Origin of the sequence: Kitasatospora terrestris (assembly GCF_039542905.1) — a bacterium.
GTDB lineage: Bacteria > Actinomycetota > Actinomycetes > Streptomycetales > Streptomycetaceae > Kitasatospora > Kitasatospora terrestris.
On the sequence record NZ_BAABIS010000001.1, the window covers coordinates 3,161,671 to 3,174,835 of the forward strand.

Genomic DNA, 13,165 nt, shown 5'->3' on the forward strand with positions numbered 1-13,165 from the left:
GCGTTGGTTGAACGCTACACACCCGCGCTGACAGCCCGCGCCACCCTGACGCCCTCCCAGACGTTCAGTCCGACCATCAGCACCGCGAGCCCGGCCAGCGCCACCAGCGCGGGCAGCCGGACCGTCAGCGGCAGCAGCACCAGCAGGGTTCCCGCCGCGGCCAGCCGGGTCGGGGAGAGCTTCCCGAACATCATCCACCGGGTGTAACCGAAGCTCAGCAGGTACAGCGCGCTGCCGCCGTACAGCAGGCCGAGCGTGCCGGCGCCGAGCGCGGCGTGCGGCTCGGCCACCGTCTCGCCGAAGCCGACGGCGACCGCGATCACCGAGCCGATCAGCGCCAGGTGGCCGTACTGGAACACCCGGCGGATCATGTCCCGCCGCGAGCCCGCGGTCTCCACCGCGTAGCGCATCGCGTCGGCGGCGAAGCCGTAGTACAGCCACCACAGCGCGCACGAGATGACGAACGCCAGTGCCACGGAAACCAGTTGGGCCCCGTGCAGGTCCGACCCGGCGACCGGCCCGCCGATCCCGACGATCGACTCGCCGAGCGCCACCAGCAGGAACAGGCCGAACCGCTCCGGCAGATGGCCCGGGTGGTAGTCGACCGCGGCCAGCCGGCGCCGGAACAGCAGCGGCGCGGACAGGTCCAGCAGCGCGGCCGTCGCCCACATCGCCTCCCGCCACGGCGACTCCAGCAGCCCGCCGGCCAGCAGCAGCGGGCCGCTGGCCAACGCCCCGACCCCGTACGGGCCGTTCCACACGCCGCGCAGGCGGATCAGCATCCCGAGCAGCACCAGCCGGGCCGCCCAGTACGCGGCGCCGAACAGCACCCCGCGCCCGCCGTACGCGCCGGGCAGGGCGAGCGCCATGAACAGCCCGCCGAGGCCCACCGCGAAGATCCCGATCCGGTCGCGGGCGTTGTCCACGTCCCGGATGTTGGCCTGCACCGTGGTGCCCACCCAGCACCAGTACACCGGGACGAACGCGATCAGCGCCCGCCCGGCCCGCGTCCAGTCGTGGTGGTGGTGCAGCAGCTGCGACACCTGCGTCACCGCGAACACGAACACCAGGTCGAAGTAGAGCTCCGCCCAGGTGACCCGCTTCTCCTCCATGCCTTCCGTCCCCCGTGGGCAGCGACGGAGCCCCGCCGGTGGTGTTCCGGCGGGGCTCCTCGCTGGTCGTGACTAGATCTCGTCGATCAGGTCGGCGATCGACTTGACCACCCGGGTCGGGCGGTACGGGAACCGCTCGACGTCCTCCGGCGCGGTCAGACCGGTGAGCACCAGCACCGTCTGCATGCCGGCCTCCAGGCCGGAGACCACGTCGGTGTCCATCCGGTCGCCGATCATCGCGGCCGTCTCCGAGTGCGCGCCGGCCGTGTTCAGCGCCTCGCGCATCATCAGCGGGTTCGGCTTGCCGACGAAGTACGGCTCCACCCCGGTGGCCTTGGTGATCAGCGCCGCGACCGACCCGGTGGCCGGCAGCACGCCCTCGGTGGAGGGGCCGGTCTCGTCCGGGTTGGTGCAGATGAACCGGGCGCCGTCGTTGATCAGGCGGATCGCCTTGGTGAGCGCCTCGAAGCTGTAGGTGCGGGTCTCGCCCAGCACCACGTAGTCCGGGTCCTTGTCGGTCAGCACGTACCCGGCCTGGTAGAGGGCGGTGGTCAGGCCGGCCTCGCCGATCACGTACGCGGTGCCGCCCGGGCGCTGGCTCTTCAGGAAGTTGGCGGTGGCCAGGGCGGACGTCCAGATCCGGTCCTCCGGTACGTCCAGGCCCATCCCGGCCAGGCGCGCGGACAGGTCGCGCGGGGTGTAGATCGAGTTGTTGGTCAGCACCAGGAAGGGCTTGCCGGACTCCTGCAGCTTGCGCAGGAACTCCTTCGCACCGGGAATCGGCGTCCCCTCGTGAATGAGGACGCCGTCCATGTCGGTCAGCCACGACTCGATGGGCTTGCGGTCTGCCACGGGCATGTCTCCTGAGGTCTTGCGATGTCGAACAACTGGCTGCCCCAACGGGCCCAGCCTAGTCCGGGCGCCCCCCGGACGGCAGTCCCGACCGCCAGGCGGACGGACCCCGCCCCGCCTCAACGCAGCCTTAAACCTCTCCTAACCGCACTGATCCACCCTCAACTCCCGTTCCCCGTACGGCTAGCGTCCTCATTCCGAGCCACCCGCACCGCCCTCGGAGGAACACCCTCATGCCGCTCCGCCGCACCGCCACCGTCCTCGCGCTCACCGCCGCCACCACCGTCCTCGGCTCCGGCACCGCCGCCGCCCACGGATCCATGGAGAACCCGCTCAGCCGGGTCGAGGGCTGCTACCTGGAGGGCCCCGAACACCCGAAGTCGGCCGCCTGCGCCGCCGCGATCCGCACCGGCGGCACCCAGGCGATGTACGACTGGAACGGCGTCCGGATCGGCGACGCGGCCGGACGCCACCGCGAACTCGTCCCCGACGGCAAGCTGTGCAGCGCCGGCGCCCCCGAGTTCGCCGGCCTCGACCTCCCCCGCGCCGACTGGAACGCCACCCACCTCACCCCCGGCAGCGACGTCACCCTCCGCTACCGCGCCACCGCCCCGCACCGCGGCACCTTCCGGCTGTACCTCACCAACGCCGGCTACGACCCCACCGAGCCGCTGCGCTGGGCCGACCTGGAGACCACCCCCTTCCTCACCGTCACCGACCCCCGGCTCACCGACGGCTCCTACCTCCTCCCCGGCCGCATCCCCACCGGCCGCACCGGCCGCCAGCTGATCTACGCGATCTGGCAGCGCTCCGACAGCCCCGAGGCCTTCTACTCCTGCTCCGACGTCGTCCTCGACGGCGCCACCACCGGAGCCGCCACCGGCACCGGACCGGCCACCGCGACCCCCCCGCCCCACCACGCCCACCCCGGCCCCCAGCGCGTCGCCCGGCACCTCCTCCCCCGTCCCGGCGGCCGTCCCCGCCGCCGCCGTGACCACCACCCCGCCCTCCTCCCCCACCGCCCCGGCCGTCCCGACCTCCCCCGCACCCCAGCAGCTCGCCCAGACCGGCAGCTCCCGCACCAGCGGCACCCTCCTCACCCTGGGCGCCACCCTGCTCCTCGTCGGCGGCACCATCGCCGTCGTCACCCGCGGCCGCGGCGCCCACCGCCGTCGCCCCCACTGACACCCCCGCCCCGGCGCGCCCCCGCGGCCCGTGCCCGCCCCGCCACCCCTCCCGTGGTTGAGTGAGACGCATGACCTTCCCCTCCGAGAGCCCGTTCCGCGTCGGCCTGATCGGCTACGGCCTGGCAGGCTCCGCCTTCCACGCCCCGCTGATCGCCACCACCCCCGGACTGCGGCTGGACGCGGTGGTCACCGCCAACCCCGACCGTCGCGCCCAGCTGCAGCGCGAGCACCCCGGGGCCCGCGCCCTGGACACCCCGGAGCAGCTGTTCGCCTCCGCCGAGCGGTTCGACCTGGTCGTGATCGCGTCCCCGAACCGCACCCACGTCCCGCTCGCCCGCGCCGCCCTGCTCGCGGGCCTCGCCACCGTCGTCGACAAGCCGCTCGCGGCGAACGCCGCCGAGGCCCGCGACCTGTGCGAGTTCGCGGAGAAGTCCGGCATCCTGCTGTCCGTCTTCCAGAACCGCCGCTGGGACGGCGACTTCCTGACCGCCAAGCGGCTGGTCGACGAGGGGGCGCTGGGCCGGGTGCACCGCTTCGAGTCCCGGTTCGAGCGCTTCCGGCCGAAGCCGAAGCCGGGCTGGCGGGAGCTGGCCGACCCGGTGGAGGTCGGCGGCACCCTGTACGACCTGGGCAGCCACCTGGTCGACCAGGCACTGACCCTGTTCGGCCCGGTCGAGTCGGTGTACGCGGAGATCGACGTCCGCCGGGACGGCGCGGTGGTCGACGACGACGCGTTCCTCGCGCTCACCCACGGCTCGGGCGTCCGCTCGCACCTGTGGACCAGTGCCCTCGCCCCGCTCGGCGGCCCGCGCCTGCGCGTCCTCGGCGACTCCGCCGGGTACGTGAAGTTCGGCATGGACCCGCAGGAGGACGCCCTCCGGGCGGGCCTGCGCCCCGACGCCCGGGTGCCGTGGGGTGCCGACGACCCCGCGCACTACGGCACGCTCGGCACCGACGAGCAGTCCGCCCCCGTCCCCACCGACCCGGGCGACTACCCGGCGTACTACGCCGGCATCGCCCGCTCCCTCGCCGAGCGCAGCCCGGCCCCGGTGGACCCCCGCGACGCGGTCGCCACCCTCGCCGTCCTCGAAGCGGCCCGCGCCTCCGCCGCCACCGCGACGGTCGTCCGGCTCTGACGGAACCCTCCGGGTGCGTCCCGGCGTGTGCGTAGGATGAGGAGCAGTCAGCCCCGGATCCGGAGGAGGTCGAGCCCGTGCCACTGGTCGCACTGCTGCTCGCCGTCCTCCGGGTGCTGACCGGCGACCTGCTGCAGGGCCCGGGCGCCCTGACCGCCGTCGCCGCTGCGGCAGCCCTCGTGCTGCTCGCCGGGGCCGTCGCCGGCACCCTCGCCGCGGCCCGCCCGCTCGGCGCCCGCGCGCCCGCCGCCGTCCGCGCCGCGACCCTGCGCCGCCGGGCCTTCCGCACCGCCTTCCTCCCCCAGCGCGACCCGGACGCCCGGGGCCGCCGCAGGCCGAGGGCCCCTGGCGCGGCCCCGGCGGCCGCGTAACCCTCGCCACGTCCGTACCGGCCCGCGCGGCCGCCCTCCGCCGACCTCTCACCTTCACGAGACCCCGGAGGGCTCTCCCGTCATGTCCGTCCTCGCCCTGCTCGACCCTGCCGTCCGCGGCGCCCACGACGTCGTCGCGGCGCTCGCCGACGTCGTCCCGACCGCACTCGCGATCGTCCTGTTCACCGCCGCCGTCCGGCTCGCCCTGCATCCGCTGGCCCGCGCCGCCGCCCGCGGCGAGAAGGCCCGGCTGCGCCTCGCCCCGCGGGTCGCCGAACTCCGCGAGCGCCACCGCAAGCACCCGGAGAAGCTGCAGGCCGCCCTCGCCGAGCTGTACCGCACCGAACAGGCCTCGCCCTTCGCCGGCTGCCTGCCGATGCTCCTCCAGCTCCCGTTCTTCTCCGTGATGTACCGGCTCTTCACCACCCCGAACGACCTGCTCGGCCACACCCTGGGCGGCGTCCCGCTGGGCCTGCACGTCACCGGCGTCCACTCGCTGCCCCAGCTGCTGGTCTTCGCCGCCCTGTACGCCGCGCTGGCCGCCGTCGGATGGGCCGGCTTCCGCCGCGCCCGCCGCACCCCCACCGACGCCCCGGGTGCGGCCCTGCTCCCCTACCTCTCCTTCGGCACGGTCCTGTTCGCCGCGCTGGTCCCGCTCGCCGCCGGCCTCTACCTGCTCACCACCACCGCCTGGACCGCGGCCGAACGCGCCCTCCTCCACCGCGGGGCGCCCGTACCGGCGGCCGGCCCGGCGGTGCCGGCGGCCCGCTGAATCCGGGCGGGGCGGCCGGAATTCCCGGGCGGGCCGCCTCGTTCACCTGGAACCGCCCACCACACCGTCCCTGGGAGCATCGTGCCCGAAGCCACGTCCGACGCCACGACCGCCACCGCCGCCACCACCGCCACCGTCCTGCCCGCGCCGGCCGTGCAGGCCGAGCGCCTGGTCGAGCTGGGGGTCGCCGAGCTCGCCGGGCTGTCCGCCGCCGAGCTGCGCGCCTTCGCCGAGGCCGCCGGGCCCGCCGCCGGGGGCGCGCTGCTCGCCGTCCACCCGGACCTGGCCCCCGCCTCCGCCCTCGCGCCGCTGCTGCGCCGCGGGGGCAGGCCGGGCTTCGTCGTCACCGACATGACCGACGTCGACCGGTTCGCGCCGACGGTCACGGTGCCGGACGCCCCGCTGTACCTGGTCACCGGCCTCGACCGCGGCGACCACCTGGCCAACCGGACGCCGGAGGAGGCACTGCCCGCACTCACCGCGCGGGACCGCACCCCGCTGCTGCTCACCGAGGGCATCCACTGGGTCCTGCAGCAGCCGGCGGTCCTGGAGCGCAACCACTGCTTCATGACCATCGGCTCCCGGCTGCGCAAGGCGAACGGCGCCCTGGACACCCGCACCCCGGCGATCTGGATCAGCAACGGCACCGGCCGGGACGGCCGCGAGCGGCGCGACGCCCCCAAGGTCGGCTGGTGCTGGTGGGGCAACCGCCACACCTGGCTCGGCTTCGCCTCGGCCACCGGCCGCCGGCACCAGGGAGGCTGAGCGCCGACCGCCCGCGCACCGGACCCCCGGGCGCGCGGGCGGTCACCGCGCGGCCGTCACGCCGCAGCCGTCACACCGCGGGCCGTCACGCCGCGGCCGTCACAGCGCGGCGGTGACGGCGGCCTCGGCGTGGATCCGGGTGGTCGGGAAGACCGGCACCGGGCTGTCCCCGGCGCCGACCAGCAGCTCGATCTCCGTGCAGCCCAGGACGACCCCCTCGGCGCCGGCCGCGACCAGTTCGGCGATCACCTTCCGGTACGCCTCCCGCGACTCCTCGCGGACCACCCCGACGCACAGCTCCTCGTAGATCACCCGGTGGACCAGCGCCCGCCCGGCCGCGTCCGGCACGAGGACCTCCAGCCCGTGGCCGGCGAGCCGCTCGCGGTAGAAGTCCTGCTCCATGGTGAACGCCGTGCCGAGCAGCCCGACCCGCCGCACCCCTGCGGCCAGCACCGCCCCCGCCGTGGCGTCCGCGAGGTGCAGCAGCGGGACCGACACCGCCTCCGCCACCCGGTCGGCCACCTTGTGCATGGTGTTGGTGCAGATCAGCAGCAGGTCCGCGCCGGCCGCCTGCACCGACCGCGCGGCCTCCGCCAGCAGCTCGCCGGCCGCCTCCCAGTCCCCCGCCGCCTGCAGCCGTTCCACCTCGGCGAAGTCCACCGAGTACAGCACGCACTTCGCGGAGTGCAGCCCGCCGAGCCGCTCCCTGGTCAGCTCGTTGAGCAGCCGGTAGTACTCCGCCGTCGATTCCCAGCTCATCCCGCCGAGCAGCCCGATCGTCTTCATCGCGCCACTGTGCCACGTCCGCGCCCGCCCGTGCCGGGTGGCGTACGGGCGGGCCGCGGTGCGGGCGGACGAGGGGTCAGCGGGGCCAGGCGGCGAGGTAGGTGTCGATCTCGCCGGTGAGGCGGCGCTTGCCGGCCGGGTCGAGGAAGGAGGCCTCGACGGCGTTCTTGGCGAGGGTGGCGACGCCGGTCTCGTCGAGGTCGAGGAGGCGGGCGGCGACGGCGTACTCGGTGTTGAGGTCGGTGCCGAACATCGGCGGGTCGTCGCTGTTGACGGTGACCAGCAGGCCGGCGTCGACCATCTGACGGATGGGGTGGTCCTCCATCCGGTCGACGGCGCGGGTGGCGATGTTGGAGGTGGGGCAGACCTCGAGCGCGATGCGGTGCTCGCCGAGGTGGTCGATCAGGGCCGGGTCGTGGACGGCCTGGGTGCCGTGGCCGATGCGTTCGGCGCCGAGGACGCGCAGCGCGTCCCAGACGGTCTCGGGCCCGGTGGTCTCGCCGGCGTGCGGGACGGAGTGCAGGCCGACCGCCCGCGCCCGGTCGAAGTAGGGCTTGAACTGCGGGCGGGGCACGCCGATCTCGGGGCCGCCGAGGCCGAAGGAGACCAGGCCCTCGGGGGCGAGCTCGGTGGCGAGGCGGGCGGTCACCTCGGCGGATTCGAGCCCGGCCTCGCCGGGGATGTCGAAGCACCAGCGCAGGACGACGCCGAGTTCCTTCTCGGCGCGCAGCCGGGCGTCCTCGATGGCCTCCATGAAGGCGACGTCGGGGATTCCGCGCTTGACCGAGGAGTACGGGGTGATGGTGAGTTCGGCGTAGCGGATGTTCTGCCGGGCCATGTCCTCGGCGACGCCGTAGGTGAGGGCGCGGACGTCCTCGGCGTCGCGGATCAGGTCGACGACGCTGAGGTAGACCTCGATGAAGTGGGCGAAGTCGGTGAAGGTGAAGTACTCGGCGAGCGCGGCCGGGTCGGTGGGCACCTTGGTGCCGGACGCGTGCCGGGCGGCGAGTTCGGCGACCACCCGGGGGGAGGCCGAGCCGACGTGGTGGACGTGCAGTTCCGCCTTGGGCATGCCGGCGATGAACGCCTCGATCCCGCTCCTGGTCTCGGCCACGGTGCCGCTCCTCTGCTCCATACGCGTAGACAACGATGCTATCCGGCTGTCAGCCGCCGGCCGCGACGGTGACGGTGTGGATCAGCAGGCCCGCGAGCGCACCGACCACGGTGCCGTTGATCCGGATGAACTGCAGGTCGCGGCCGACGTTGGCCTCGATCTTGCGGGACGCCTCGTCGGCGTCCCAGCCCGCCACGGTGTCGGAGATCAGCGCGGTGATCTCGTCCCGGTAGGTCTCGACGACGTACGCGGCGGCGTCCTGCAGCCAGCCGTCCGTCTTGGCCTGCAGGCGCGCGTCGGTGGCGAGCCGGCGGCCGAAGGAGCGCAGGGCGTCGCGCAGCCGGCGGCGCAGTTCGCTGTTCTCGTCGTCGGCGGCGTCCACGACCAGGGTGCGGACGGCGGCCCAGGAGGAGGCGATCAGGTCCTGCACCTCGGTACGGGCGAGCAGGTCGGCCTTGGCGCGTTCGACCCGGGCGATGGTCTCGGGGTCGGTCTGCAGCTCGACGGCGAACTCGGCGAGGAAGTTGTCGACGGCGCCGCGCGCCGGGTGGGCGGGGTCGTCGCGGATGTCGGTGACGAAGCGCAGCAGCTCGCGGTAGACCCGCTCACCGACCTGCTGGTCGAGGAAGCGCGGGGTCCAGCCGGGGGTCTTGGCGGTGACCTTGTCGACCACGTCCCCGTGGTGCACCGTCAGCCAGTGGTGGGCGCGGACCACGATCAGGTCGACCACGCCGTGGTGCCCGCCGTCCGCGACCACCTTCCCGAGCAGCCGGCCGGCCGGCTCGGCGACGGGGGTGGCGGCGGCGCGGCGGGTGACCGCCTCGGCGACCACGGCCTGCACGTCCTCGTCCCGCAGCACGGCGAGCAGGCCGCGCAGCGCGGCGGCGGCCTCGCGGGTGACGCGTTCGGCGCTGCCGGGGGCGGCGAGCCACTCGCCGAACCGGCGGGCGATGCCGATCTTCCCGAGCCGGGCGCGGACGACCGTCGGGGAGAGGAAGTTGTCGCCGACGAAGTCGCCGAGGGTGCGGCCGAAGGCGTCCTTCTTGGTCGGGATGATCGCGGTGTGCGGGATCGGCAGGCCGAACGGGCGGCGGAACAGCGCGGTGACGGCGAACCAGTCGGCCAGCGCACCCACCATGCCGGCCTCGGCGGCCGCCGCGACGTACCCGGCCCACGCGCCGGCGCCGGACGCCTCCGCCCAGCTCGCGAGGGCGAAGACCAGGGTGGCGAAGCCGAGCAGCCCGGTCGCGATGGTCTTCATCCGGCGCACGCCGCGGCGCTTCGCTTCGTCGGCGGGGGTCAGGCCGACGCCCGGGGCAACGGTGTCTTCGACGGTCACGAGGAACACGCTAACTCGGCCGCAGCCGCTCGCGGGGTTGACCGCACGCGTTGGTCCGACGCTCCTGCGGTCGGCCGCGCCCCCGCGGCGGAGCCGCCGTCCGGCGGAGCCCCGGGCGACTAGTTGCCGCCGCCCCCGCCGAGGACGATCCTGCGGACGCCTTCCCAGTTCGCCGGGTCGGTGACGCGGCGCCCGTCGAGCAGGACGCGGGCGGCGGGGTGGTCGGCGGCGCCGAGGTCGCGGTACTCGGGGTGGTCGGCCTGGACGACGAGGGCGGTGGCGGGCTTGCCGTCGTCGGGGGGCAGGCCGAGGGCGGCGAGCTCCTCGGGGCTGTGCAGCGGGTCGCTGACGGTGGGGTCGGCGCCGGCCCGGCGGAGCGCGTCGACCAGGGGGAAGGCGCCGGAGTTCGCGGTGTCCTTGACCCCGCCCCGGTAGGACGCGCCGAGGACGTGCACGCGGACCCCGTCGAGCGGGCCGAGCGCGCCCTGGAGCAGGCCGACGGCGTACGCGGGAACGGCCTCGTTGGCCTCGCGGGCGGCCCGGACGACGGTGGCGTGCGGGTCGTTCCACAGGTACAGCCGGGGGTGGACGGGGAGGCAGGGGCCGCCGACGGCGATGCCGGGCCGGTGGAGGTGGTCGTGGGGCTGGGAGTCGCAGGCCTCGATGACCTCGGCGAGGTCGACGCCGACCCGGTCGGCGTACCGGGCGAACTGGTTGGCCAGGGCGATGTTGACGTCCCGGTAGGTGGTCCCGGCGAGCTCGGCGAACTCTGCGGCCTCGGCGGAGGCGAGCGGCCAGACGCCGTTGCCGCGGGGCAGGTCGGGCCGCGGGTCGAAGTCGAGGACGGCCCGGTAGAAGGCGGCGCCCTGCTCGGTGGAGGCGTCGTCGATGCCGCCGACGAGCTGGGGGTGGTGGCGCGGGTCGGCGAGGACCCGTCCGGTGCTGACCCGCTCGGGGCTGAACACCAGTCCGAAGTCGCGGCCGGCGACCAGGCCGGATCCGGCCTCCAGCCGGCTGGCGAAGCGGCCGCGGACGGTCCCGACCGGCAGGGTGGCCCCGTAGCTGACCAGGGTGGCGCGGCGCAGCCCGGCGGCGACGGCGTCGGTCGCGGCGTCGAGCAGCGCGAAGTCTGGTCCGCCGTCCGGGCCGGTGGCCGCCGGGACGACGATCACCACGGCCTCGGCGCCGGCGGCCGCGGCGGCGGTGTCCGTGGTGGCGCGCAGCCGGCCGTCGGCGGCGACCTCGGCGAGGAGTTCGGCGAGGCCGGCCTCGTGCGGGTGGGGCGGGCGGCCGGCGGCGACGGCCGCGACCGTCTCGGGGTCGGCGTCGGCGCCGGTGACGAGGTGGCCCTTGGCGGCGAACCGGACGGCGAGCGGCAGGCCGACCGCGCCGAGGCCGACCACGCAGATGTCCATCATCTTCTTCTCCCTCAGCCGCGGACCGCACCCGCGAAGCGGCGCAGCCCGGCGGCCCGCCGCCAGCCGGCCCCGCCCGGCCCGGGGCGCTCGGGCGCGGGCCGGGCGGGCAGTTCGAACAGGGCGTCGGGCAGGCCGAGGGCCCGGTCGCGGAAGCCGGGGTACGCGGCGTAGGCGCGACCGCCGCGGCGGACCACCGGCGGGGCTCCGTTGGCGGCCTCGTGGGCGATCAGGGCGCGCAACGCGCCGAGCTCGCCGCGCGCGGCGAGGGCGAGTCGCAGCCGGTCGGGGACGGGGAGGCGGGCGAAGACGCCGGGCGGGCAGTGCCGGTCGAGCAGGGTGGCGACCTCCTCGGCGATCCGGCGCTGCCGGGCGGGCGGTTCGGCGAGCCAGCCGGTCTGCAGGAGCTGCGGGACCTCCCGGCCGAAGGAGCGGGCGCGGACCGCGTCGCGGACCGGTCCGGGCGGGGCGAGCGCGTCGAGGCTCTCCTGGACGGCCCGGATGCCGCGCAGCCGTTCCAGCAGCCGGGGGCCCGCGGCGGCGGACCGGCCGGCGCGCGGGGCGGGGTGGTGGTGGTCGTGGTCGGCGAGGACGGAGACCTTCCGCGCGTGCAGCAGCGCGGCGAGGGTGTAGGGCTGCTCGGAGAGGACCGGCAGGTCCTCGCGGCGGCGCAGTCCGTGCCGCACGACCAGCTCCCGCCGGAAGAGCTTGGTGTCGGCGAGCGACCAGGCGAGCGCGGAGTCGGTGAAGGTGACGGATTCGCGGCTGCGGTCGAAGAGGTCCAGCGCTGTCCGCCGGTCGCCCCCGCCGACCGGGCGGGGGATCAGGACGTCGCTCTGCCAGCGGTCGGCGGCGGCGACCATGCGTTCCAGGGACTCGGCGCCGAGCCGGTCGCCGGCGCCGAGGTGGAAGAGGTAGCGGCCGCGGGCGAGCGCGGTCCCGCGGTTGACCGCGGCGGGCCCGCCGGAGTGCTCCTGCCGGACGGTGCGGAACAGGCCCGGGTGCCGGGCGGCGAACCGGGCCAGTTCCGCACCGCTGCCGTCGGTCGAGCCGTCGTCGACGACGACCGCTTCCATCCGCGCGGGGCCGATGGTCTGCCCGGCCAGGGAGGCCAGGCAGGCGGTCAGGTCGGGCACGGCGTCGTGGAGGGCGATCACCACGCTGACGTCGGGAACGGTCACGGAGGTGTCAACTCCGCCCGGCCACCCCGGGTCACCGGATCCACCCGTCCGGGTGAGCGGGGGGCGCCTCCCCGGCCGGCGCACCCCCGGCCGGCGCCTCCTCGGCCGGCACCCCCGGCGCCGCGACCTGGGCGACCTGTGCGGCCTGGGCCGACGGGGACCTCAGCCGATGGCCACCTCGGCGTACATCCGGGCGATGACGTCCTCGATCGCCGGCTCGCGGACCGAGAGGTCGACCAGCGGGTAGCGGGCGGCGACGGCCGCGAGGAGCGGGGCGGCGCTGTCCTGGGCGGGGAAGGCGAGCCACTGCCGGGGCCCCTCGACCCGGACCACCCGGGCGCCGGGGACGTCGATCGGCGGGCGGGCCTCGGCGAGGTCGACCACCAGGGTGCGCTCGCTGTCCCCGGCGGCGTGCAGGCCGTCCAGTCCGCCGTCGTACACCACCCGGCCGTGGTCGATCACCATCACCCGGCCGCACAGCTGCTCGATGTCGGTGAGGTCGTGGGTGGTGAGCAGCACGGTGGTGCGCTGCAGGGTGTTGACCTCGCGGAGGAACTCGCGGACCTTGGCCTTGGAGACCACGTCCAGGCCGATGGTGGGCTCGTCCAGGTAGAGCACCTGCGGGTCGTGGAGCAGGGCGGCGGCGAGGTCGCCGCGCATCCGCTGGCCGAGCGAGAGCTGGCGGACGGGGGTGTCCAGCAGGTCGCCGAGGTCGAGGAGTTCGACGCAGCGGTCCAAGTTGGCGCGGTAGCGGCCGTCGGGGACGCGGTAGATCCGGCGGGCCAGTTCGTAGGAGTCGCGCAGCGGCAGGTCCCACCACAGGGTGGTGCGCTGGCCGAAGACGACGCCGATCCGGCGGGCCAGCGAGACGCGTTCCCGGGACGGGTCGACGCCGGCCACCCGCAGCCGGCCGGCGGTGGGGACGAGGATGCCGGTGAGCATCTTGATGGTGGTGGACTTGCCGGCGCCGTTGGGGCCGATGTAGCCGACGCACTCGCCGGCGTCGACGGTGAAGCTGAGCCCGTCGACGGCGCGGACCTCGCGTTTGACGCGCTTGAGCCGGCCGGCCCGGGTGCGCACCGTGAAGGTCCGCCGGACGTCCTCGACCTCGATCAGTGCCATGGGATTGAACTCC

13 protein-coding genes are annotated in these 13,165 nt (G+C 75.4%); 5 read left to right on the plus strand and 8 right to left on the minus strand.

What is annotated here, in order from left to right; genetic code table 11:
• Nucleotides 1-14: 14 nt before the first annotated feature.
• Together ABEB06_RS14385 and ABEB06_RS14390 are read right to left on the minus strand one after the other, a co-directional pair.
• Nucleotides 15-1,112 (minus strand): low temperature requirement protein A, encoded by a 1,098-nt coding sequence (locus ABEB06_RS14385; protein ID WP_345697259.1) that lies wholly within the window; start codon nucleotides 1,110-1,112, stop codon nucleotides 15-17.
• Nucleotides 1,113-1,184: 72 nt separating this feature from the next.
• Nucleotides 1,185-1,964 (minus strand): HAD-IIA family hydrolase, encoded by a 780-nt coding sequence (locus ABEB06_RS14390; protein ID WP_345697260.1) that lies wholly within the window; start codon nucleotides 1,962-1,964, stop codon nucleotides 1,185-1,187.
• 233 nt (nucleotides 1,965-2,197) lie between these two features.
• Between ABEB06_RS14390 and ABEB06_RS14395 the strand changes: the two genes are divergently transcribed.
• From ABEB06_RS14395 to ABEB06_RS14415, 5 genes are all read left to right on the plus strand, one after another.
• Nucleotides 2,198-3,214, plus strand: a complete 1,017-nt coding sequence (locus ABEB06_RS14395) for a lytic polysaccharide monooxygenase auxiliary activity family 9 protein (protein ID WP_345697261.1) — start codon at nucleotides 2,198-2,200, stop codon at nucleotides 3,212-3,214.
• A 5-nt stretch (nucleotides 3,215-3,219) separates the two neighbouring features.
• On the plus strand, nucleotides 3,220-4,287 hold the full coding sequence (locus tag ABEB06_RS14400) for a Gfo/Idh/MocA family oxidoreductase (RefSeq protein WP_345697262.1): 1,068 nt from the start codon (nucleotides 3,220-3,222) through the stop codon (nucleotides 4,285-4,287).
• Nucleotides 4,288-4,364: 77 nt separating this feature from the next.
• Nucleotides 4,365-4,658, plus strand: a complete 294-nt coding sequence (locus ABEB06_RS14405) for a DUF6412 domain-containing protein (RefSeq protein WP_345697263.1) — start codon at nucleotides 4,365-4,367, stop codon at nucleotides 4,656-4,658.
• Nucleotides 4,659-4,740: 82 nt separating this feature from the next.
• Nucleotides 4,741-5,430, plus strand: coding sequence for a YidC/Oxa1 family membrane protein insertase (locus ABEB06_RS14410; protein ID WP_345697264.1), 690 nt, complete (start codon nucleotides 4,741-4,743; stop codon nucleotides 5,428-5,430).
• Nucleotides 5,431-5,511: 81 nt separating this feature from the next.
• Nucleotides 5,512-6,195: a DUF5701 family protein gene (locus tag ABEB06_RS14415; protein ID WP_345697265.1), complete on the plus strand. Its 684-nt coding sequence runs from the start codon at nucleotides 5,512-5,514 to the stop codon at nucleotides 6,193-6,195.
• A 99-nt stretch (nucleotides 6,196-6,294) separates the two neighbouring features.
• On the opposite strand, the gene ABEB06_RS14420 is transcribed toward ABEB06_RS14415, so the two are convergent.
• From ABEB06_RS14420 to ABEB06_RS14445, 6 genes are all read right to left on the minus strand, one after another.
• The gene (locus ABEB06_RS14420) at nucleotides 6,295-6,981 is read right to left on the minus strand and encodes an aspartate/glutamate racemase family protein (protein WP_345697266.1); all 687 of its coding nucleotides are present in this window, start codon (nucleotides 6,979-6,981) and stop codon (nucleotides 6,295-6,297) included.
• A gap of 76 nt (nucleotides 6,982-7,057) precedes the next feature.
• The gene (locus ABEB06_RS14425; RefSeq protein WP_425559623.1) at nucleotides 7,058-8,116 is read right to left on the minus strand and encodes an adenosine deaminase; all 1,059 of its coding nucleotides are present in this window, start codon (nucleotides 8,114-8,116) and stop codon (nucleotides 7,058-7,060) included.
• A 28-nt stretch (nucleotides 8,117-8,144) separates the two neighbouring features.
• On the minus strand, nucleotides 8,145-9,434 hold the full coding sequence (locus ABEB06_RS14430) for a DUF445 domain-containing protein (RefSeq protein WP_345697268.1): 1,290 nt from the start codon (nucleotides 9,432-9,434) through the stop codon (nucleotides 8,145-8,147).
• Nucleotides 9,435-9,553: 119 nt separating this feature from the next.
• The gene (locus tag ABEB06_RS14435) at nucleotides 9,554-10,849 is read right to left on the minus strand and encodes a nucleotide sugar dehydrogenase (protein ID WP_345701842.1); all 1,296 of its coding nucleotides are present in this window, start codon (nucleotides 10,847-10,849) and stop codon (nucleotides 9,554-9,556) included.
• 14 nt (nucleotides 10,850-10,863) lie between these two features.
• Nucleotides 10,864-12,030 (minus strand): glycosyltransferase family 2 protein, encoded by a 1,167-nt coding sequence (locus ABEB06_RS14440; protein WP_345697269.1) that lies wholly within the window; start codon nucleotides 12,028-12,030, stop codon nucleotides 10,864-10,866.
• A 162-nt stretch (nucleotides 12,031-12,192) separates the two neighbouring features.
• On the minus strand, nucleotides 12,193-13,152 hold the full coding sequence (locus tag ABEB06_RS14445; protein ID WP_345697270.1) for an ABC transporter ATP-binding protein: 960 nt from the start codon (nucleotides 13,150-13,152) through the stop codon (nucleotides 12,193-12,195).
• Nucleotides 13,153-13,165: the final 13 nt, after the last annotated feature.

What these genes read in the sequence shown, in the direction of transcription:
- ABEB06_RS14425 (WP_425559623.1), bottom strand. Translation starts at nt 8,116, where the DNA reads ATGGAGCAGAGGAGCGGCACCGTGGCCGAGACCAGGAGCGGGATCGAG.
- ABEB06_RS14445 (WP_345697270.1), bottom strand. Translation starts at nt 13,152, where the DNA reads ATGGCACTGATCGAGGTCGAGGACGTCCGGCGGACCTTCACGGTGCGC.
- ABEB06_RS14410 (WP_345697264.1), top strand. Translation starts at nt 4,741, where the DNA reads ATGTCCGTCCTCGCCCTGCTCGACCCTGCCGTCCGCGGCGCCCACGAC.
- ABEB06_RS14400 (WP_345697262.1), top strand. Translation starts at nt 3,220, where the DNA reads ATGACCTTCCCCTCCGAGAGCCCGTTCCGCGTCGGCCTGATCGGCTAC.
- ABEB06_RS14395 (WP_345697261.1), top strand. Translation starts at nt 2,198, where the DNA reads ATGCCGCTCCGCCGCACCGCCACCGTCCTCGCGCTCACCGCCGCCACC.
- ABEB06_RS14435 (WP_345701842.1), bottom strand. Translation starts at nt 10,849, where the DNA reads ATGGACATCTGCGTGGTCGGCCTCGGCGCGGTCGGCCTGCCGCTCGCC.
- ABEB06_RS14385 (WP_345697259.1), bottom strand. Translation starts at nt 1,112, where the DNA reads ATGGAGGAGAAGCGGGTCACCTGGGCGGAGCTCTACTTCGACCTGGTG.
- ABEB06_RS14420 (WP_345697266.1), bottom strand. Translation starts at nt 6,981, where the DNA reads ATGAAGACGATCGGGCTGCTCGGCGGGATGAGCTGGGAATCGACGGCG.